The sequence below is a fragment of the Mesorhizobium sp. L-8-10 genome (genome assembly GCF_016756635.1).
In the GTDB taxonomy this organism is placed as follows: domain Bacteria; phylum Pseudomonadota; class Alphaproteobacteria; order Rhizobiales; family Rhizobiaceae.
In genome coordinates this window covers 7,809,286-7,829,914 of the sequence record NZ_AP023263.1, presented here as the reverse complement: position 1 = coordinate 7,829,914, position 20,629 = coordinate 7,809,286, and the positions used below count along the sequence as shown (strand labels likewise).

At 64.1% G+C, this 20,629-nt stretch carries 20 protein-coding genes; 18 read left to right on the top strand and 2 right to left on the bottom strand.

Annotation, left to right across the window (positions count from 1 at the left end; genetic code table 11):
- Positions 1 to 3 precede the first annotated feature (3 nt).
- Both JN280_RS36370 and JN280_RS36365 read right to left on the bottom strand, forming a co-directional pair.
- Positions 4 to 1,002, bottom strand: a complete 999-nt coding sequence (locus JN280_RS36370) for a Bug family tripartite tricarboxylate transporter substrate binding protein (protein ID WP_202309022.1) — start codon at positions 1,000 to 1,002, stop codon at positions 4 to 6.
- Positions 1,003 to 1,031: 29 nt separating this feature from the next.
- Positions 1,032 to 2,615 carry a sulfatase gene (locus tag JN280_RS36365; RefSeq protein WP_202309021.1) on the bottom strand — a complete coding sequence of 528 codons (1,584 nt, stop codon included), beginning with the start codon at positions 2,613 to 2,615 and terminating at the stop codon, positions 1,032 to 1,034.
- Between the two features lie 98 nt (positions 2,616 to 2,713).
- On the opposite strand from JN280_RS36365, the gene JN280_RS36360 reads away from it, so the two are divergent.
- From JN280_RS36360 to JN280_RS36275, 18 genes are all read left to right on the top strand, one after another.
- A complete protein-coding gene (locus tag JN280_RS36360; protein ID WP_202309020.1) occupies positions 2,714 to 3,607 on the top strand; it encodes a LysR family transcriptional regulator in 894 nt (297 codons plus the stop codon).
- 374 nt (positions 3,608 to 3,981) lie between these two features.
- Positions 3,982 to 5,136: an ABC transporter substrate-binding protein gene (locus tag JN280_RS36355; RefSeq protein ID WP_202309019.1), complete on the top strand. Its 1,155-nt coding sequence runs from the start codon at positions 3,982 to 3,984 to the stop codon at positions 5,134 to 5,136.
- 219 nt (positions 5,137 to 5,355) lie between these two features.
- Positions 5,356 to 6,354, top strand: a complete 999-nt coding sequence (locus JN280_RS36350; protein WP_202309018.1) for an ABC transporter ATP-binding protein — start codon at positions 5,356 to 5,358, stop codon at positions 6,352 to 6,354.
- Positions 6,351 to 7,319 (top strand): ABC transporter permease, encoded by a 969-nt coding sequence (locus JN280_RS36345; RefSeq protein WP_202309017.1) that lies wholly within the window; start codon positions 6,351 to 6,353, stop codon positions 7,317 to 7,319. Before JN280_RS36350 ends, JN280_RS36345 begins: the two co-directional genes overlap by 4 nt.
- Complete coding sequence (locus JN280_RS36340; RefSeq protein WP_202309016.1) at positions 7,309 to 8,124, top strand: ABC transporter permease; 816 nt, start codon at positions 7,309 to 7,311, stop codon at positions 8,122 to 8,124. The genes JN280_RS36345 and JN280_RS36340 overlap by 11 nt, the downstream gene beginning before the upstream one ends.
- A 62-nt stretch (positions 8,125 to 8,186) precedes the next feature.
- A complete protein-coding gene (locus JN280_RS36335; RefSeq protein ID WP_202309015.1) occupies positions 8,187 to 9,614 on the top strand; it encodes a gamma-aminobutyraldehyde dehydrogenase in 1,428 nt (475 codons plus the stop codon).
- A 59-nt stretch (positions 9,615 to 9,673) separates the two neighbouring features.
- Entirely contained in the window at positions 9,674 to 10,165 is a 492-nt protein-coding gene (locus JN280_RS36330) for an ester cyclase (RefSeq protein ID WP_202309014.1), read from the top strand.
- A gap of 145 nt (positions 10,166 to 10,310) precedes the next feature.
- Positions 10,311 to 11,591, top strand: coding sequence for a 4-aminobutyrate--2-oxoglutarate transaminase (gene gabT / locus JN280_RS36325; protein WP_202309013.1), 1,281 nt, complete (start codon positions 10,311 to 10,313; stop codon positions 11,589 to 11,591).
- A gap of 672 nt (positions 11,592 to 12,263) precedes the next feature.
- Entirely contained in the window at positions 12,264 to 13,589 is a 1,326-nt protein-coding gene (locus JN280_RS36320; RefSeq protein WP_202309012.1) for an ABC transporter substrate-binding protein, read from the top strand.
- A gap of 65 nt (positions 13,590 to 13,654) precedes the next feature.
- On the top strand, positions 13,655 to 14,653 hold the full coding sequence (locus tag JN280_RS36315) for a carbohydrate ABC transporter permease (RefSeq protein ID WP_202309011.1): 999 nt from the start codon (positions 13,655 to 13,657) through the stop codon (positions 14,651 to 14,653).
- Positions 14,650 to 15,597 (top strand): carbohydrate ABC transporter permease, encoded by a 948-nt coding sequence (locus JN280_RS36310; RefSeq protein WP_202309010.1) that lies wholly within the window; start codon positions 14,650 to 14,652, stop codon positions 15,595 to 15,597. Before JN280_RS36315 ends, JN280_RS36310 begins: the two co-directional genes overlap by 4 nt.
- 232 nt (positions 15,598 to 15,829) lie before the next feature.
- Positions 15,830 to 16,027 (top strand): hypothetical protein, encoded by a 198-nt coding sequence (locus JN280_RS36305; protein ID WP_202309009.1) that lies wholly within the window; start codon positions 15,830 to 15,832, stop codon positions 16,025 to 16,027.
- Between the two features lie 3 nt (positions 16,028 to 16,030).
- A complete protein-coding gene (locus JN280_RS36300) occupies positions 16,031 to 17,128 on the top strand; it encodes an ABC transporter ATP-binding protein (RefSeq protein ID WP_202309008.1) in 1,098 nt (365 codons plus the stop codon).
- Positions 17,121 to 18,137 carry an ABC transporter ATP-binding protein gene (locus tag JN280_RS36295; protein WP_202309007.1) on the top strand — a complete coding sequence of 339 codons (1,017 nt, stop codon included), beginning with the start codon at positions 17,121 to 17,123 and terminating at the stop codon, positions 18,135 to 18,137. Before JN280_RS36300 ends, JN280_RS36295 begins: the two co-directional genes overlap by 8 nt.
- Before the next feature lie 259 nt (positions 18,138 to 18,396).
- Positions 18,397 to 19,272: a sugar phosphate isomerase/epimerase family protein gene (locus tag JN280_RS36290; protein WP_202309006.1), complete on the top strand. Its 876-nt coding sequence runs from the start codon at positions 18,397 to 18,399 to the stop codon at positions 19,270 to 19,272.
- On the top strand, positions 19,269 to 19,877 hold the full coding sequence (gene dhaL, locus JN280_RS36285; RefSeq protein ID WP_202309005.1) for a dihydroxyacetone kinase subunit DhaL: 609 nt from the start codon (positions 19,269 to 19,271) through the stop codon (positions 19,875 to 19,877). The genes JN280_RS36290 and dhaL overlap by 4 nt, the downstream gene beginning before the upstream one ends.
- Positions 19,874 to 20,263 (top strand): dihydroxyacetone kinase phosphoryl donor subunit DhaM, encoded by a 390-nt coding sequence (dhaM, locus tag JN280_RS36280; protein ID WP_202309004.1) that lies wholly within the window; start codon positions 19,874 to 19,876, stop codon positions 20,261 to 20,263. The genes dhaL and dhaM overlap by 4 nt, the downstream gene beginning before the upstream one ends.
- A gap of 39 nt (positions 20,264 to 20,302) precedes the next feature.
- A complete protein-coding gene (locus tag JN280_RS36275) occupies positions 20,303 to 20,605 on the top strand; it encodes an HPr family phosphocarrier protein (RefSeq protein WP_202309003.1) in 303 nt (100 codons plus the stop codon).
- The last annotated feature ends 24 nt before the right edge of the window (positions 20,606 to 20,629 follow it).

The window sequence follows — 20,629 nt, the reverse complement described above, 5'->3', positions numbered from 1 at the left end:
AATTCACTGCTTGGCGAGCTGTTCTTCTTCCCATTTCAGGGCGTTACCCATCGCTTCCAGCTGATCAGCCACCGGACTGACGATTTCGTCATATTTGTCCCAGTCCCATTTGAGGAATGAGAATCCCAGGGACTCAGCTTTGGCCTGCACTTCGGGCCTTTCAATCGCTGCCTTCATCGCCCTGCGCAGTATCTCAAGGCGATCCGGCGGGGTATCCTTGTGGACCAACCACCAGTTCCAGCCCAATGGTGCGAGTCCGCTCAGCCCCAGATCGATATCCAGATCCGCGATAGAAGGCGCTCCGCCAAACGCGGCCACACTTTCCGGCAGTTCGGACAGTACGATCAGGATGTTGTAATCCTTCGGGTTCTGCTGGAAGTCGCCAACATTGATGAACCCGAAATCAAGCACGCCGTTCTTGAGGTCGGACATGGCGTCCGCATTGGCGGTGTACGGGATATTTTGAGCCACACAATTGTAGCTCTGCAAGGCTTTGGCGGTAACCATGTGGGGCAGGTTGTTGCGCGATCCCGTCGTATAGCGCAACTCGCCGGGATGCTCCGCGCAGTAGTGCATCATGTCCTCGAAACTGGCCCAGCGGTCATTTCCCGCCGCCGTGCCCAGCGCAAATGCGTTCGAGAATGCGGCATGAAGCGGGACGAAATCGTTGTAGTTCCAATCGGCTTTCCCCAGCACAGGCTGCAGCACCAGCGGAGCGACGTAGCCGTCTATGATGGTGTAGCCGTCGGCCGGCTTGTTCATGGCGATGAGGAATGCCTTGGTCCCGGATGCGCCGGGTGTCGAGATGACCGGGATCGATACGCCGATCTCGTCCGACATCGCGTCGGCGAGTATCTGGCTGCTGGACATGGCGTTGCCCGGCCCCCAAGGGAAGATCAACTCGATCGTGCGCTGGGGAAAATCCTCTGCCTGGGCTGTCAACGGGACGACGGCAGCGGCGGCAATTGTGGCCAATGCCGGTATGATGGTGTTTCGGTTCATGCGCTCCTCCTTTGGTATTTTCTTGCGGATCACCGCCCGACGCGAATCGCTCCTTCGGCGCGTGTGAGGCCGTAATGCGCGTAGAGTTCCTGCGGCGCATCATGCGCTTCGAAATGCTCGGTGATTGCGATTGACAGGCGCGCTTCGATTTCGGGCGCCTTGATGGGTGTTGTCTGGCCCGGGTCGGATAGCAGGTCGTAAAGTACGTTTCCGGCATTCCAGTTGGCCAGGATGTTCATTCCGGATTCTCCAACCTTGTTCGACAGCGTGACGCGCAACATCGGCGCACCCTTCGTGAAATCGAACGCTTCGACCAACTCGGCAGTCGCGAGATCCCGGACTGAAAACAGCTCTTCCAGATGACTTGGCATCAGGGTGTAGACCGGAAGCGCAGACGGATCGTCGGTCAGCGGAAACCTGAAATAGGCGTATCGGCCGTCCGTCACGCACACGGGACCTCCGAACATCCCCAGGATCGCAGTGTCCCGCCCGGAGGGGCGCCCTTTCAGCAGAGGGAGCAGAGAATGTGCGCGCGATTCCTCAGGCGATGCGACTTCATGCAGTCCCAAAATCGTCGGCATCAGGTCGGTTGTCTGCGTGAGCGCAGAAACCCTCATACCGCTTTTGGGTCCGTTGTCAGGGCGCCAGACCATCAGGGGGATATGCGAGATCTCCTCGTAGTAAGGCATCCGGTTCTTTGCCCACCACTCGTGCTCGCCAAGCAGGTAGCCGTGGTCGGTCGTCAGGATCAGCGCAGTGTCTTCCCAGGCTTCGTTTGCATCCATCCAGTCAAGCAGTCGCCCGAAATGATCGTCGCACATTGCCACGACCGCTGCGTAATTCGCCCGGATTTCGGCGATCTCTTCGGCTGAATTCGTGCATCGCTCGTAGAGCGGCCAATCCAGAATGGGGCCCTCGTAACCCGTCGCAAACCTTGCCTTGTACTTGTCCGGTGCGTCGAAAGGTTCGTGCGGATCGAAGCACTCGATCTGAAGGAACCAGTCGTCGCTTTTGCTGTTCCTGTTCAGGAACTCGAACGCCCGCGCAAAGCATTTTGCCGTTGGATAGTCAGCATCTTCCCAGGGGTCGATCTTGTTAATCGCGTGGCGTGAACGCTTCCAGACATCCTTTGGCGACGTCCAGCGCGTGGCCGTACGGCCCTCCTCCATCGCTTCCGTCGGGTAGTGGCGAGGATCGAAGGCTTCGCGAATCCGCTCGACGGGGGGAACAGTCAACACCGTCAGGGGATCGTATTCCTGTCCGCGAATAAATTCCCAGCTGTCGAACGCCTGGGAGTAACCCCAGCCGCCATTCTCAAAATAGTGCAGATGATCTGAGATCAGATGAGTGTAGACGCCCGCGGCACTCAGGATCTGCGCGTAGGAATTGTCGAAGGGCTCGAGCGGCCCCCAGGGCCGGTGTGTGAAATTCAGCCGCCCGGTCTGCATGTCCCGGCGCGCAGGCATGCATGGCAAAGACCCAACATAATGGGTGTCGAAGGTGACAGCCCGTTCCGCGAACCGGTCGAAATTCGGCGTCGGAATCGCCTTGCTGCCATAGGCACCGAGCGCGGTCCTGTTCAATGAATCGAAAAGTACGAAGATCGTGCGCACATACTCCTCCCTTCGTACGGCGCCATTAACTTGTCAAAAGTCAGGGGTTCTGTAAAATCGATTTTTGAAGCCGCTATGATAGAAAAAAGGAATAGCTGGTGGACCGGAATTTGAGGGCGTTTCTGGCGATCGCCAAGGAGTCCAATCTCTCTGCGGCGGCTGACACGATTGGTTTGACTCAGCCGTCATTGACCAAGCGGCTGGCCAATCTCGAGGAAGATCTAGGCGGCAAACTCTTCGAGCGCCATCGTCGCGGGATGCGCCTGACTGCGGCCGGACGGCTCTTTCTTGTGCGTGCGCGCCGGATCGAACATGAGTACGATCAGGCCAGGGAGGAAATCCGTGCGCTCACTGGAATGGGGCTCGAAACGATACGGGTCGGCGCCGGCCCTCTATTTCACCTGCGCTATGCCGCACCGCTTTTCGCGCAGCTGCGCAGCCGGTTTCCGGCATTGGGTTTTGACCTTATCGCCGACCAGAATTCCGTCACGTTGCCGATGCTGCGTGACGGCCGCATAGACGTGGTGCTGGGGGCCATAGAGCCGTTGGAGCCGGACTCGCTGATAACCGCCATTCCGGTGGCCGAAGTCGAGCAGTCCGTCGTTATGGCGGCGGACGACCCTGCTGCGCAAAACGCAGTCCTGCGCCCGGAGGATCTGGAAGGCTTGAGCTGGGTGGCCTACAGCGGGGCGGCGGACAACATACCTCTGCTGCGCCGTTATTTCTCCGAACACAGTCTGAGCGCGCCACGTATAGTCGCGCATTCGACTTCGTTTGCCGCCGCACTCGACCTAACCCGCGAACTCGGAGCAAAGCTCATGGCTCCGCTGCAACTCGCAGAATATGTCGAAGCCGTGGGTCTCGTTGTCCGCCCGACGAATCCGCCGATCAGCCGGCTGTCAACCGGCGCCTATGTCCGGCAAAGTTCGATGAACATTCCGGTCATTCGACAGCTGCTGGAGGATTTGATGGATCTGGCCGGAAGATCATGAACGACGCGTGAGGCCTCGAGGACCAACTCGCGAACGAACTGAATTTCTCGCATGCCTGGGGCTGGCGTCCTGGTATCGGTGACGCATCGTCTAAGGACGTTTCGCGGTCGATCTGGGAAAGTTCAATTTGGGGGGCGCAGTTGTCCGTCCGCCGGCGTGAAGAGTTTCAGCTGCCGATGGGCGCCCGAAGTCCCCGAAGAACGAACCCGCGAGCCACCAGGCGCTCGGCCCTTTCTCCTTTCCAAATGATATCGGAAAAACCGATTCCGGCCTTCTCGCAAATGAAATTGCGAAACCGAACTTTTGCGCGCACTCTTCTCCCCAGGGATCATGCCGCCATGGAGAGCGGTTTTCCTCAAATGGGAGACGTCACGATGAAATCGTTCCTGAAATCCTGCACGGCGCTCGCGCTCGCGCTCAGCATTCCCGGCCAGGCCTTCGCCCAGCTGAAGGAAATCGGCGCGGCCGAAGGTCAGGTCAACATCATCGCCTGGCCCGGCTACATCGAGCGCGGCGAGACCGACAAGAAGTTCGACTGGGTCACCAAGTTCGAGGAGGCCAGCGGCTGCAAGGTCAATGTCAAGACCGCCAACACATCCGACGAGATGGTCGCGCTGATGAACGAAGGCGGCTTCGACCTCGTCACGGCGTCGGGCGACGCCTCGCTGCGTCTCGTCGCCGGCGAGCGCGTGCAGCCGGTCAATGTCGACCTGATCAAGAGCTGGTCGACCGTCGACGACCGCTTGAAGGACGCGCCCTGGCACACGGTCGACGGCGTCCACTACGGGGTCCCCTATATGTGGGGACCGAACGTGCTGATGTACAACACCGACGTCTTCAAGGAGGCGCCCAAGAGCTGGAGCGTGGTCTTCGAGGAAACGACGCTGCCGGACGGCAAGTCGAATGTCGGCCGGGTCCAGGCCTATGACGGGCCGATCCACGTCGCCGACGCCGCGCAGTACCTGATGCACAACAAGCCGGAACTCGGCATCAAGAGCCCCTATGAGCTCAATGCGGACCAGTACAAGGCGGCACTCGACCTCCTGCGCCAGCAGCGCAAGCTGGTCGGACGCTACTGGCACGACGCCTTCATCCAGATGGACGATTTCAAGAACGAAGGTGTCGTCGCGTCAGGTTCGTGGCCTTTCCAGGTCAACATCCTCAAGAGCGAGAACCAGCCGATCGCCTCGACCATCCCGGTCGAAGGAGCAACCGGCTGGGCCGACACGACGATGATGCATGTCGATGCCGCCAATCCGAACTGCGCCTATATGTGGATGGAACACACGCTGTCGTCCAACCTCCAGAGCGATCTGTCCGTCTGGTTCGGCGCCAACCCCTCGGTCCCCGCGGCCTGCACCGACGGGCGCGGCATGCAGACCAAGGAAGGCTGCACCACCAACGGCATGGACGATTTCGAGAAGATCAGGTTCTGGCAGACGCCGGTGTCGAAATGCGCCAGCCAGAGCGAATGCGTGCCCTATTATCGCTGGGTGTCGGATTATATCGGCGTGATCGGCGGGCGCTGACAGCGCCGCTTTGACCCGGTTCGGCGGCTTCGTGCCAGGAGCCGCCCTCATCCGCCTGGCCGCACCTTCTCCCTGGAAACGGGAGAAGGACGATGCGGTGCCGCCGAACCTCCTTCTCTCCGTTCGCGAGGAGAGGGTGAGCGGCTTTGCCGAACGGCGGGGGCGCAATAAAAGCCCGGCTGGCTCTGCGCAGCGGGCAAACGGCCTGTCGGATATGTCATGACCCCTGCTGTCTCCTTCCGCAAAGTCTCCCGCCATTTCGGCCAGGTGAGGGCAGTCGATGCCGTCGATCTCGACATCCGGCCCGGCGAGTTCTTCGCCATGCTCGGCCCGTCCGGCTCCGGCAAGACGACCTGTCTGCGCCTGATCGCAGGCTTCGAGCAGCCGACCTCGGGCCATATCGAGATATCGGGGGAAAGCGCCGTCGGCGTTCCGCCCTACCGGCGCAACGTCAACACCGTCTTCCAGGACTATGCGCTGTTCCCCCATCTGAACGTGCTCGACAATGTCGCCTACGGCCTGATGGTGAAGGGGGTCGGCAGGGCCGAGCGCCTGCGGGCCGCCGAGGACGCGCTGACGCTCGTGCAACTGCCGGGCTACGGCGCGCGCCGGCCGGGGCAGCTCTCCGGCGGCCAGCGCCAGCGCGTCGCGCTCGCCCGCGCGCTGGTGAACCAGCCGCGGGTGCTCCTGCTCGACGAGCCGCTCGGCGCGCTCGACCTGAAGCTGCGCGAAAACATGCAGGAGGAACTGAAGGCGCTGCAGAAGTCGCTCGGCATCACCTTCGTCTTCGTCACCCACGACCAGGGCGAGGCGTTGTCGATGGCCGACCGGGTCGCGGTGTTCAACGAGGGCCGCATCATGCAGGTCGGCACGCCCGAGGAGATCTACCAGAAGCCGCAGACACGTTTCGTCGCCGATTTCGTCGGTTCCTCCAACGTGCTGCCGCCCGATTTCGTCCAGCGCTGGTCCGGGCAGCGCCGCTGGGGCAGCCTCCGGCCCGAGCAGATCCGCATCCTGCGCCAGGCCACGGGCGACGGCGTGCCGGCGCGCGTGGTGTCGATGCACTATCTCGGCGCCGCCACCAGGATCGCGCTGGAGAGCGACGGGCTGAGGCTCCATGCCAGCATCCCGGCCGGCCAGGCCGTGCCGCAGGCCGGCGAGGGCGTGCTGCTTGCGTTCAACCGCGACCAGCTTCACCTGATGGACGAGCCGGCATGAGCATGGAGCTTGCTATTCCCGCCACCGGCGCGCCGGCGATACTGCCGGCCAAGGGCGGTTTCTTCGGCACGCTCTCGGATGCCTTCTGGCGGCGCCCGGGGCTGCTTCTTCTCCTGATGCTCACGCCGCCGGTCCTGTGGCTCGGCATCGTCTATCTCGGTTCGCTGTTCGCGCTGCTTCTGCAGAGCTTCTTCTCGATCGACGAGTATTCGGGCCTCGTCAATCGGGAGTTCACGCTGAAGACCTATGGCGAGCTGCTGCAGCCGTCCAACCTCGACATCATCCTGCGCACCGTCGTCATGGCGGCGCTGGTGACGCTCGCCTCGGCGGTGATCGCCTTTCCGATCGCCTATTACGCGGCGCGCTACGCTCGCGGCCGATGGAAGGCGCTGTTCTATCTCGGTGTCATGCTGCCCCTGTGGTCGAGCTACCTGGTGAAGATATACGCCTGGAAGCTGATCCTGGCCAAGGAAGGCATCCTGACCTGGCTGTTCGGCAAGCTGCATCTGAGCTGGCTGCTCGACGCCTGGCTGGCCTTGCCCGTCGTCGGCGGCAACTCGCTCTCGGTCTCCTTCACCGGAACCTTCATCGTCTTCGTCTATGTCTGGATGCCCTTCATGATCCTGCCGATCCAGGCCGCCCTCGAGCGGGTTCCGACCAATCTGGTCGAAGCCTCGGCGGACCTCGGTGCCTCGCCGCGCCAGACCTTCGCCAATGTCATCTTCCCGCTGGCGCTGCCCGGCATCGTCGCCGGCTCGATCTTCACCTTCTCGCTGACGCTGGGCGACTACATCATCCCGCAGATCATCGGCACCTCGCGGCTGTTCATCGGCCAGGCCGTCTATGCCCACCAGGGCACCGCGGGCAACATTCCGCTTGCCGCCGCCTTCTCCGTGGTGCCCATCGTGGTGATGGGGTTCTATCTGTGGGCCGCCAAGCGCATGGGAGCTTTCGATGCGCTCTGATCGCAACCGGTCCGCACCGCTCGGCCTGAAGATAGCCGCCGCCGCGGGCCTCGCCTTCCTGCATCTGCCGATCCTGCTGATCTTCGTCTATGCCTTCACCACGGAGGAGAGAAGCTATCAGTGGCCGCCGCCCGGCCTGACGACGCAATGGCTGGGCGTCACCTGGAACCGGCCGGACGTCTGGCAGGCCCTGGCGTTGTCGGTGAAGGTCGCGGCCATCTCCACGACGGTCGCCCTGGTGCTCGGCACGCTCTGCGCGGCCGCCGTCAGCCGCACGAAATTCTTCGGCCGCGAGACGATCTCGCTGCTCGTCATCCTGCCGATCGCGCTGCCCGGCATCATCACCGGCATCGCGCTGCGTTCGGCCTTCAGCCTCGCCGAGATCCCATTCTCCTTCTGGACGATCGTGCTCGGCCACGCGACCTTCTGCGTGGTCGTCGTCTACAACAATGCCGTCGCGCGCTTCCGGCGCACTTCGGGCTCGCTGATCGAGGCCTCCTACGATCTCGGCGCGGATGGTTTCCAGACCTTCCGCCATGTGATCCTGCCCAACATCGGCACCGCGCTTCTGGCCGGCGGCATGCTCGCCTTCGCGCTGTCTTTCGACGAGGTCATCGTCACCACCTTCACCGCCGGCCAGCAGCAGACCGTGCCGATCTGGATGCTGGAGGAACTGGTGCGTCCGCGCCAGCGCCCGGTCACCAATGTCGTCGCCATGGTCGTCGTGCTGGTCACGCTGCTGCCGATCCTGGCCGCCTACTACCTCACCCGCGACGGCGACCAGGTCGCCGGCATGGGCAAATAGACCTGTGGGCCATGACGGCGGCTGAGCGCCGTCACGGCCGAATTGATTGAAGGAGGATCCTCATGGAAACCGCAATGCTGATCGGTTCGAAATTCGAGAAGGGCACCGAGACCGAGGAGCCTATCCTCAATCCGAAGACCGGCGAAACCATCCTCAACCTTCCCGAAGCGAGCCAGGCGCAGATCGAGGCCGCGGTCGCGGCCGCCGAAAGGGCTTTCGTGGAGTGGTCGCGGACGACGCCCGCCCAGCGCTCCGCCTATCTCCTGAAGATCGCCGAGCGCATCGAGGCCGAGGCGGCGGAGTTCGCGGCGCTCGAAGCCCTGAACTGCGGCAAGCCGATCAACGCCGTGCTGAACGACGAGATTCCGGCGATCGTCGATTGCTACCGCTTCTTCGCCGGCGCCGTCCGCACGCTGCCCGGCGCCGTCGCCGGCGAATATCTGCCCGGCTTCACCTCCATGATCCGTCGCGATCCGATAGGGCTGGTCGCCTCCATCGCGCCATGGAACTATCCGCTCATGATGATGGCGTGGAAGCTGGCGCCGGCGCTCGGCGGCGGAAACACGGTCGTATTCAAGCCCTCCGAGCAGACGCCGCTCACGGCGCTGAAGCTGGCGAAGATCCTGGCCGAGGTGCTGCCGGAGGGCGTCGTCAATGTCGTGCTCGGCCGCGGCGAGAGCGTCGGCAACGCCCTGATCAACCACCCCAAGGTCAATATGGTTTCGATCACCGGCGACGTCGCCACGGGCAAAAAAGTGCTGCAGGCGGCCGCCAAGACGGTGAAGCGCACCCATCTGGAACTCGGCGGCAAGGCGCCGGTCATCGTCTTCGACGATGCCGATCTCGACGCCGTGGTGTCGGGCCTGCGCGCCTTCGGCTACTACAATGCCGGCCAGGACTGCACGGCCGCCTGCCGCGTCTATGCCGGCAAGGGCATCTATGACCGGCTTGTGGCGGACCTGTCGTCGGCCGTCTCGACCATCCGCTACGGCCAGGCCGACGACACCGAAAACGAGATCGGCCCGCTGATCTCGCAGCGCCAGCGCGACCGCGTGGCGAGCTTCGTCGAGCACGCGCAGGAGCAGAAGCACATCGAGATCACCACCGGCGGCAGGCCGGGCGAGGGCAACGGCTTCTTCTACCAGCCGACCGTGGTGGCGGGCGCCCTGCAGGAAGACGAGATCGTGCGGCGCGAGGTCTTCGGGCCGGTGGTCTCGGTCACCCGCTTCTCGGATGTGGACGAGGCCGTGGCCTGGGCCAACGATTCCGATTATGGCCTCGCCTCATCGGTCTGGACCAGGGATGTCGGGCGGGCGATGGCCGCGGCCGCGCGCCTGCAATATGGCTGCACCTGGATCAACACCCACTTCATGCTCACCAACGAGATGCCGCATGGCGGGCTGAAACAGTCCGGCTACGGCAAGGACATGTCGCTCTATGCGCTGGAGGACTACACGGCGGTGCGGCATGTGATGGTGGCGCATGGCTGAGCGGCCGATGCGCCGCACCGGGTAGGCGTGGCAGGGGCATCAACCGGAAGGAAACCGTCATGAAACGTCGTCAGTTCTTTGCCGTCGCGGCGCTCGCGGGTATGGCCGCCGCGCTGCCATTATCGTCCGCTCTGGCGGACGATACGGCGCAATCGGTGGTCGAAGAATATCTCGCCGCCTGGAACGCGCATGATTCCGCCAGGGCGGCGGCTTTCCTCGCCGACGATGTCGTCTATTACGATGCCTCGGTCGGCAAGCCGATCGAGGGCAGGGAAGCCGCCAAGGCCGGCGTCATCGACAACTTCCTGAATGCCGTCCCGGATGCGGCCTGGACGATGCGTGGAGCGCCGGTCATCCAGGGAGACCGCGTCTCGTTCGAATGGGAATTCGCGGGCACCAATACCGGCGCCTGGGCGGACGGCACGGCTGCGACCAACAAGAAGTTCAAGCTGGAAGGCGCTTCGATGTTCACCGTCAAGGACGGCAAGATCACGGTGCAGAATGACTATTACGATGCGCTCAGCTTCTACAAGCAGCTCGGCCTGATGTAGCCTCGGCGACTTCGCGGGCCCGCAGCCCGCTCCGGCCACGCAGTCCGCTGGCTTGGACGTCGCCGGTCGCAGGCCCTATACAGTCACCAGCCAACCCCCTAAGCGTTGCCGCCGACAACAGGCTGCCGCATCCGGAGAGACCATCATGACCAACAATGCCTCGCTTCAGTCCCGCCGTGTGGCCGCCGTGCCGCGCGGCGTCGGCACCGCATTTCCGGTCTTCGCCGAGCGCGCCGAGAACGCCGAGGTATGGGACGTCGAGGGCAAGCGCTACGTCGATTTCGCCGGCGGCATCGCCGTGCTCAACACGGGGCATCGCCATCCCAGGGTCGTGGCTGCGGTGCGTGAACAGCTCGACAAGTTCACCCATACCTGCTTCCAGGTCCTGCCCTACGAGCCCTATGTGGCGCTGGCCGAGCGGCTGAACGCGCTGGCCCCGTTCAAGGGCGACGCCAAGACCATCTTCTTCTCGACGGGCGCGGAAGCGGTCGAGAATGCGGTGAAGATCGCGCGCGCCGCGACCGGCCGTTCCGGCGTCATAGCCTTCACCGGTGCCTTCCATGGCCGCACCATGATGGGCATGTCGCTCACCGGCAAGGTGGCGCCCTACCGCAAGAAGTTCGGCCTCGGCTTGCCGGGCATCTATCACGTGCCGTTCCCGGCCGACGGCGTCACCGTGCAGGAGAGCCTGCGCGCCATCGAGTTCCTGTTCCGTGCCGACATCGAGCCGGGCCAGGTCGCGGCGATCATCATCGAGCCGGTGCAGGGCGAAGGCGGCTTCCATCCCGCTCCGGTCGAGCTGCTGGAAGCGCTGCGCAAGATCTGCGACGACCACGGCATCCTCTTGATTTCCGACGAGATCCAGACCGGCTTCGGCCGCACCGGCAAGATGTTCGGCATCGAGGCGAGCGGCGTCGAGCCCGATCTGATCACCGTCGCCAAGTCGCTGGCCGGTGGCTTCCCGCTGTCGGGCGTCATCGGCAGGGCGGCGATCATGGATGCGGCCGAGCCGGGCGGCCTCGGCGGAACCTATGCCGGCAGCCCGATCGCCTGCGCTGCCGCACTCGCCGTGCTCGACGTGTTCGAGGAAGAGAAGCTGCTCGACAAGGCGAACCGGCTCGGCGAGAAGGTCAAGGCCGCGGTCGCGAAGACCGCGCAGCGCAACGACACGGTAGCGATATCGGGGATACGCGGCCCGGGCGCCATGATCGCCTTCGACATCATGAAGAAGCGCGGCGGCACCGAGCCGGATGCCGATGCCACGAAGCGCGTCACCCAGGCAGCGATCGCCGACGGCCTCGTCCTGCTCTCCTGCGGCGTCCATGGCAACACGATCCGCATCCTCGTGCCGCTGACGGTCGAGGACGACGTGCTGGACGAGGGCCTCGCCAAGCTGGAAAAGGCGCTGATCGCCGCCAACGTGTGAGGCGAGGCGGCGGCCACGTCCGCCGCTCCCGCGCGCCTTTGCCAACCGGCCCGCAACTTCGACCGTCGCGCTGCCCCTTGTATCTGCCTGCCGGCATCTTGCGCTTGCGGCTAGGGGATGCACAGATCGCGGAATACCCCTCATCCGACCTCGCTTCGCGAGGCCACCTTCTCCCACAAGGGGAGAAGGTCGGAGCTTGGCGTTGTCGGCTCGGCAGATCGCCAATGTCGACGACTGGCAGAAGCGTTGCCGCAGCGTCCCCTTCTCCCCTTGTGGGAGAAGGTGGCCTCGCGAAGCGAGGTCGGATGAGGGGTATTCCGCGATGGTGCGTGCCCTAGTCCAGGGGTGGAAGCAACGTCCGAGGCTGCCTCCATATGCACTATTTGTTTAGCTGAGGCCGGACCGAGACCCTGGCAGTCATCCGCCGCACAGCCCACTGTTTCCCCACCACAATCCCCGAAGAACGTCACTATCACTGACCAAACTAGCACCACACCCTGCGCCGCACTTGCTGCGCCGCAGCATCGATTCCGCTTGCGATGTTTAGTGAAATTTGCATCACTAAACAAATTACTCAACATCGCTCACGCCCGGCCGCAAGGCTGGAACCTTGGAGGAAGGGTGACGATTCGAGGGCCGTCATCCCGACGGCCCGATCAACGGGAGGAACGCATGAAGACACTATCGAAAGTGACTTTCGGCCTGGCGTCGGCGCTGTTCGCCTCGACGGCCTACTCCAGCACGGCGACGGCCGACGAACTGACCTTGTGCTGGGCCGCCTGGGACCCGGCCAATGCGCTGGTCGAACTCTCTAAGGAGTTCACGGCGGCGACCGGGACCGAGATGAAGTTCGAATTCGTGCCGTGGCCGAATTTCGCCGACCGCATCCTCAACGAGCTGAATTCCGGCGGCAAGCTCTGCGACCTGTTGATCGGCGACTCGCAATGGCTCGGCGGTTCGGCCGAGAACGGCTACTACGTCAAGCTGAACGACTTCTTCGACAAGGAGGGCATCAAGATGTCCGACTTTGCCGATGCCACCGTCTATGCCTATTCGACCTGGCCGAAGGGCACGCCGAACTACTGGGCGCTGCCGGCCATGGGCGACGCCAATGCCTGGTTCTATCGCAAGGACTGGTTCGCCAGGCCCGAAATCCAGGCCGAGTTCAAGCAGGCTACGGGCCGCGACCTTGCAGTGCCCAAGACCTGGCCGGAACTAATCGAGACGGCGAAGTTCTTCCAGGGCAGGGAGATAGAGGGCAAGAAGGTCTACGGCGCCGCCATCTTCACCGAGCGCGCCTCCGAGGGCATCACCATGGGCGCCACCCAGGCGCTCTACGCCAACGGCTTCCAGTACGAGAAGACGTCGGGCAAATACGACATGGAGGGCGCGGTCAACTCCGCCGACGCGGTGAAAGGGCTCGAGGAATACAAGGAGCTCTACAAATGCTGCACGCCGCCCGGCTACACCGACGCCTATATGGGCGAGACGCTCGACGCCTTCAAATCCGGTCAGGCGGCCATGGCGATGAACTGGTTCGCCTTCTTCCCCGGCCTCTACAAGGACGAGAATGTCGGGGGCGACAAGATCGGTTTCTTCGTCAACCCGAAGGGAACGGCCGAGGCCTCCACGCTCGGCGGACAGGGCATCTCGGTGGTCGCCAACACCGACAATATGGACGGCGCGCTGGCCTACATCAAATGGTTCGCCCAGCCCGACATCCAGAAGAAATGGTGGGCGCTGGGCGGCTATTCCTGCCACAACGCGGTGCTCAACGATCCGTCCTTCAAGGACAGCCAGCCATTCGCGGCCGATTTCCTGGTCGCCATGAACCAGGTCAAGGACTTCTGGCAGGAGCCGTCTTACGCGCAGCTTCTGCAGGGGATGCAGAAACGGCTGCACGACTATGTCGTGGCCGATCAGGGTACGGCCCAGGAGGCGCTCGACAAGCTGATCGCCGACTGGACCGAAGTTTTCCAGGATGACGGCAAGATGTAGGGTGGGGGCATCCTCCCGAGCCCGTCCCGCGCCGTGATATGATGGCGCGGGACGGAGAGTTCGCCATGCAGGACAAGCCCAGCGGAAAGCCTCTCGTGACCGATACCAACCTCTCCATACTGGACCGGGCGGCGGCGTCCGCCGCGCGTGCCACGCCGGAACCGCTGGCGCGATCGGTCCGGGGCCTGTCGGACCGGATGGTCGCCTGGCTGTTCATCGCGCCGACCATCATCCTGCTGCTCGCCATCAACATCTTTCCGCTGATCTGGGCGATCCGCCTTTCCTTCACCAACTACCGCGCCAACCGGCCGAATGCCGAGGTCGCCAATGTCGGGCTGGAAAACTACCGGCGCATCCTGACCGACAGCGACATCTGGATCGCCATGCAGACGACGGCGCATTTCGTGTTCTGGACGATCCTGCTGCAGACGTTGATCGGCTTCACGCTGGCCTATCTGATCGACCGCAAGTTCCGCGGCCACGCCTTCTGGACGACCATCATCCTGATCCCGATGATGCTGTCGCCGGCCGTCGTCGGCAATTTCTGGCGCTTCCTCTACCAGCCCCAGATCGGGCTCTTCAATTACATCGTCTCCTTCTTCACCGGCATCGATCCGTCGTCCTTCGAGATGCTCGGCTCCGTCCGGCTGTCGCCCTGGTCGATCATCATCGTCGATACCTGGATGTGGACGCCCTATGTGATGCTGATCTGCCTGGCCGGGCTGCGCTCGATCCCGGACTACATCTATGAAGCCGCCGAGGTCGACCGAGCCTCGAACTGGCGCCAGTTCTGGTCGATCACGCTGCCCATGGCGCTGCCCTTCATCATGCTGGCGGTGCTCTTCCGCGGCATCGAGAACTTCAAGATGTTCGACATGGTGAACCTGCTGACCGGCGGCGGACCCGGCTCCACCACCGAGGTCGCCTCGATCACGCTGAAGCGAGAGGCCTTCGAGAAATGGCGCACCGGCATTTCGTCGGCCTTCGCCATCATCCTCTTCGTCGCGGTGTTTGGCCTGGCCAACATCTATGTGAAGGCCTTGAACAGGGTGAAGAGCCGATGAGCGCCTCGGCCCATTCCGTCGTCGAACCGAGCGCGACCTCCAGGCGCGTCGCCGGCGCCATCGTCATACTCTATGCGCTGGTGTCGATGGTTCCGCTTGCCTGGATCGTCATGACCTCGTTCAAGTCGCCGCCGGATTCGATCCACTATCCGCCCAAGATCGTCTTCACGCCGACGCTCGAAGGCTATTGCAACCTGTTCACCACCCGGACCCGGCAGACGCCGGACTATATCGAGAGCCTCGGCCCGGCGACCTCGACCTGCGACGCCATCACCCGCAGCCGCAACATGGTCATCGCCGGCCCCTCCAACTACTGGCCGCGTTTCCAGAACTCGATGATCATCGCCTTCGGCTCGACCTTCCTGGCGGTCTTCCTCGGCACGCTCGCGGCCTACGGCTTCTCGCGCTTTAAGGTGCCGCTCGCCGACGATCTCCTGTTCTTCATCCTGTCGACGCGCATGATGCCGCCGATCGCCGTCGCCATCCCCATCTACCTGATGTATCGCGAACTCGGCCTCTCCGACACCGCGCTTGGCATGATCCTGCTCTACACCGCCGTCAACGTGTCGCTCGCCGTCTGGCTGCTGAAAGGCTTCATCGACGAGATCCCGCGCGAATATGAGGAAGCCGCAATGATCGACGGCTACACGCGGCTCCAGGCGTTCCGCAAGGTCGTGCTGCCGCAGGCCACGACCGGCATCGCCGCGACCGCCATCTTCTGCCTCATCTTCGCCTGGAACGAATATGCCTTCGCCGTTCTGCTCACCTCGGGTGCGGCGCAGACCGCGCCGCCCTTCATTCCGACCATCATCGGCGAGGGCGGCATGGACTGGCCGGCGGTCGCGGCCGGAACCACCATCTTCCTGGTGCCGATCCTGGTCTTCACCATCCTGCTTCGCCGGCACCTACTGCGCGGCATCACCTTCGGAGCGGTAAGGAAATGATGTCGCCGATCTACCCCTCATCCGGGCCTTCGGGCCACCTTCTCCCACAAGGGGAGAAGGAGGAGCCTGGCTTCGACGGCTCCGTAAATCATCCGACGTTGACGATTTGCCGAGTCGCCGAAGCCGGGCTCCGGCCTTCTCCCCTTGTGGGAGAAGGTGGCCTCGCGAAGCGAGGTCGGATGAGGGGTCGCCTGGCGCCGTGGTCGACGCGCGTCATCACAGTGAGGCCCACATGAGCAACACGCTACCAAGCAAACGCTGGCCCCGCTCACTGCGCCGCGGCCCCATGGAGAGCATCGCGACCGCCGTCATCGGCATCGGCTTCCTGATGCTGTTCCAGCCCTTCGCGCTGCCGCTCTACACCTATTCCTTCGTCACGATGCTCGCCGGCACGGTGATGTTCATCGTCGTCTCGAAGTTTCCGGAGTAGGCGATGGCGGAGATCCGGGTCGAAAATCTCAGGAAGGAATTCGGTGCCTTCACCGCGGTGGAGAACTCCAGCTTCACCGTCGGCGACGGCGAGTTCTTCGTCATGCTCGGGCCGTCTGGCTGCGGCAAGACGACGACGCTGCGCATGATCGCCGGCCTCGAACTGCCGACGTCGGGCAGGATCCTGCTCGGTGGCGAGGAGGTCTCGCAGCGGCGTGCGCGCGAACGCGACATCGCCTTCGTCTTCCAGCTCTTCGCGCTCTATCCGCATATGAATGTGCGCCGGAACATCGGCTTTCCGCTCCTGGCGCAGGGCATGGCGAAAGCCGAGATCCGCCGGCGCGTCGAGGAGACGGCGAGCCTTCTGCGCATCGATCACCTGCTGGACAAGTCGGTCTCCGGTCTCGCCGGCGGCGACCGCCAGCGCGTCGCACTCGGCCGCGCCATCGTGCGCCGGCCCAAATGTTTCCTCATGGACGAGCCGCTCGGAACGCTCGACGCCGAGTTCCGCGACCTCATGGTTCACGAGTTGCGCGCCTTGCACGACCGCATCCGCGCCACCACAGTCTATGTGACGCACGACCAGATGGAGGCCATGGCCATGGCCGACAAGATCGCGGTCATGAACCACGGCGTCATCGAGCAGTTCGGCACGCCGCGCGAGATCTACGACCGGCCGGCCACCATGTTCGTCGCCGACTTCATCGGTTCGCCGCCGATGAATTTCCTGCCCTTTTCAGGCGGCTTGCCGAAGGGGTCGCGTGAGATCGTGGTCGACGGCGCCGCCGTTGCCGTGCCCGAACTGCGCGAGGATGCCGCCGCCGGCGATATGGCGCTCGGCATACGTCCCGAGCACATACGCTTCGACGACGGTTCGAAGCTGCGCGGTGCTGTCTACGGCACCGAATATCTCGGGACCACCCAGATCGTGGCGGTCGAGACGGCGCGGGGATTGATCAAGGCCCGCGTGCCGGCCGAGCTTCGGCTCGCCGTCGGCGAAAATGTCGGCCTGGCGCTGAATGCCGCCCGCTTGTCCCTGTTCGACAAGGCGTCCGGCCGGGCGGTCCGTACCGCGATCCATGACGAGGCAAGCCATGGCTGACATCAGGATCAGGGGCGTCGGCAAGGCCTTCGGCGAGCGGCAGGCGGTGGCCGGGCTGGATCTCGACATCGCCGACGGCGAATTCGTCGTGTTGCTCGGTCCCACCGGCGCCGGCAAGACCACGACGCTGCGGCTCGTCGCCGGCCTGGAGCGCCCCGATGCCGGATCCATCCACATCGCCGGCCGCGACGCCACGCGGCTCGAGCCGGCGGCCCGCGACGTCGCCTTCGTCTTCCAGCAATATTCGCTCTATCCGCATCTGTCCGTCTTCGACAATCTGGCTTTTCCGCTGCGTTCCCCTGCCCGGCGGATGAGCGAGGATGCGGTGCGCAGCCGGGTCGAGCACGTCGCGAGGCTCGTGCGCATCGACCACAAGCTCGCCAATCGCGCGACCAGGCTTTCCGGCGGCGAGATGCAGCGTGTTGCCATCGGCCGCGCGCTGGTACGAAAGCCGGCGATCTTCCTGATGGACGAGCCGCTCTCCTCGCTGGATGCCAAGCTGCGCGCCGAATTGCGGCTCGAACTGAAGCGCATCCAGGCCGAACTGGGCGCCACCGTGCTCTATGTCACCCATGACCAGATCGAGGCGATGACGATGGCCGACCGCATCGGCATCCTTGCCGACGGCGTCCTGGTCCAGATCGGCACGCCGCGACAGATCTATACCGAACCCGCCGACATCCACGTCGCGGCACGTCTCGGCCAGCCGGCGATCAACCTCCTGCCGCGCGGGCTGCTGCCGGACGGCGATGCGCCGGCGGCCGCCGCGACCATCGGCGCGCGCACCGAGCATCTGACGATTGCGAAGGCGGCGAACGGTCACGCCGACGGCGCCGTCGATCGGATCGAGCATCTGGGCGATCAGAACCATCTTCATCTGACGGTTGCCGACCGGAGGCTCATCACGCTCATCGATCCCGACACACCCTTGAGGAAAGGCGATCCCGTCACGATAAGGTTGCGTGCGCCGCTGTTCTTCGATGCGGCAGGCAGGAGGATAGAGGGATGATGATTGGAATCATGCGGATGGAGCGCGGAAGGGCGAAGGCGTTGCTGCCAGCGGTCTTCTTCCCGTTTACGGGGAGAAGATGCCGGTCCACCCTCAGCAGCTGCAGCGCAGCTGCTGCGGAGGACGGGCAGGCAGACGAGGGGCGGCACAATCGTTCAAGTCTCTCGCCGAACGGGCATCTGTCGGCGCTGCCCCTCATCCGGCCCTTCGGGCCACCTTCTCCCCGTGAACGGGGAGAAGGACGCGAAGGAGCGGTGCGATGAAAATCGGCTTCTGCATGTTCTTGTGGACCACCAGCGTCGGCAGGAAGCACGAGGCGCTGCTGAAGGACATCAAGGCGACCGGCTATGACGGCGTCGAGATCCCGGTCTTTGCCGGCTCGCCGGACGATTACCGCAGGCTCGGTGTCATGCTGGACCGGATCGGTTTGGAGCGCACCGCCGTCTCCGCGATGGGCGACCCGGCGATGAACCTCATCTCGCCGGATGCGGCCACACGCAGGGCCGGTATCGACTACATGAAATGGGCGATCGACTGTTCCGAGGCGCTCGGCGCGAAAAATCTCTCCGGCCCGCTTCATTCGGCGCTCGGGCACTTCTCCGGAGCCGGCCCGACCGCGGCCGAGAAGAAGCGCTCCCTATCCTCGCAGCGCGCCATCGGCGACCATGCCGGCAAGCGGGGCGTGACGATCGGCCTCGAAGCGCTGAACCGCTTCGAATGCTATCTCTTGAACACCATGGCCGATCTTTCGGCGCATATAGACGAGATCGGCCATCCGCATATCAGGGCCATGTACGACACGTTCCATGCCAATATCGAGGAGGCCGATCCGATCGCGGCCTATACCAGACACGTCGGCAACATTGTCCACATCCATATCTCGGAGAACGACCGCGGCGTGCCCGGGCGAGGCCACATCCCCTGGGCCGAGACTTTCGCGGCCATCCGCGGGAGCGGCTATGACGGCTGGCTGACCATCGAGGCCTTCGGGCGAGGGCTGAAGGACCTGGCGGCCGCGACCAAGGTCTGGCGCGATTTCGCCGAGAGTCCCGAAGCCGTCTATCGCGAGGGCTTCACCCATATCAGGAATGGCTGGCGGAAGGCCGCACCCGCCGGAAAGGTGATGACGGCATGACGGCGGCGGCCCTTGACCTCGAGGCACTGATCGCGGCAGCGGCGGACACCATCGCCGCCCATGCCGACGAACTGACCGCGCTCGACCAGGCGATCGGCGACGGTGATCACGGCGTCAATATGAAGCGCGGTCTCGAGGCTGTGCGGGCCGAGGCCGGGCAGTCTTCCATCAAAGCACTGCCCGACGCGCTGAAAGCGATCGGCACCCGTCTGGTCATGACGGTCGGCGGCGCCTCCGGCCCGCTTTTCGGCACCTTGTTCGTGGCGCTCGGCAAGGAACTGCCCGGGAATCCGGATCGTGCAGCCTTCGTTTCAGCCTTTGGAAAGGCGATCGAGGCGGTCGGTGCGCGGGGCAAATCGCAGGCCGGGCAGAAGACCATGCTCGACGTGCTCGTGCCCGTGCAGCAGGCGCTGGTATCCGGCAAGGCGGGCGCGGAGATCGCGGCGGTCGCCGACGCCGCGGCCGAGGCGACCGTTCCGATGAAGGCTCTCCGCGGACGTGCATCCTTCCTCGGCGAGCGCTCCATCGGCCATATGGACCCCGGCGCGCGCTCGACCGCGCTGCTCGTGCGGGCGATTGCGGATCATATCGGGAGCATCGCATGAACAATGTCGGCATCGTCATCGTCTCGCATTCTCCCAAGGTCGCCGAAGGTACGGCCGACATGGTGCGCCAGATGGTCGGCGAGGACGTGCCGCTCGCCTGGTGCGGCGGCGATCCGGAAGGCGGGCTGGGCACCAGCGTCGAGGCGATCATGGCGGCGATAGACCGGGCCTGGTCCGACGCCGGTGTCGCCGTCCTGGTCGATCTCGGCGGCGCCGAGACCAACAGCGAGATGGCCATCGAGATGATCGGCGAGCCGCGCGCGCAGAAGATCGTCATCTGCAACGCGCCGATCGTGGAAGGCGCGGTGATGGCCGCGACGGAAGCCTCCGGCGGGGCGTCGCTCAAGGAAGTCGTGGCCACCGCGCATGAACTGGCGCCGGCCTGAGCGTCCCGGTTCATGTGCCCCGGTCAGAGTTGAGGAGAAGTGATGTCGAAAGCTGAGGCCACGGTCCTGATCAACCATGCGGTGGGGCTGCATGCGCGCCCGTCGGTGAAGTTCACCAAGCTGGCCAAGACCTTTCCCGCGCGGATCGAGATGGCGCTCGCTCCCGATGGTCCGTGGATCGACGCCAAGAGCATCGTCAAGGTGATGGCGGCCAAAGCGCCGAAGGGCACGGAGCTTCATCTGCGCGCCGAGGGAGAACATGCCAGACAGGCGATCGAGGCCTTGGTCGCGCTGGTCGAGCGCGATTTCGACGAGAGTGACGTTCATGCGCAGTCGGCCTGAGTAGCAGGGCGCCGTTCGAAAAGA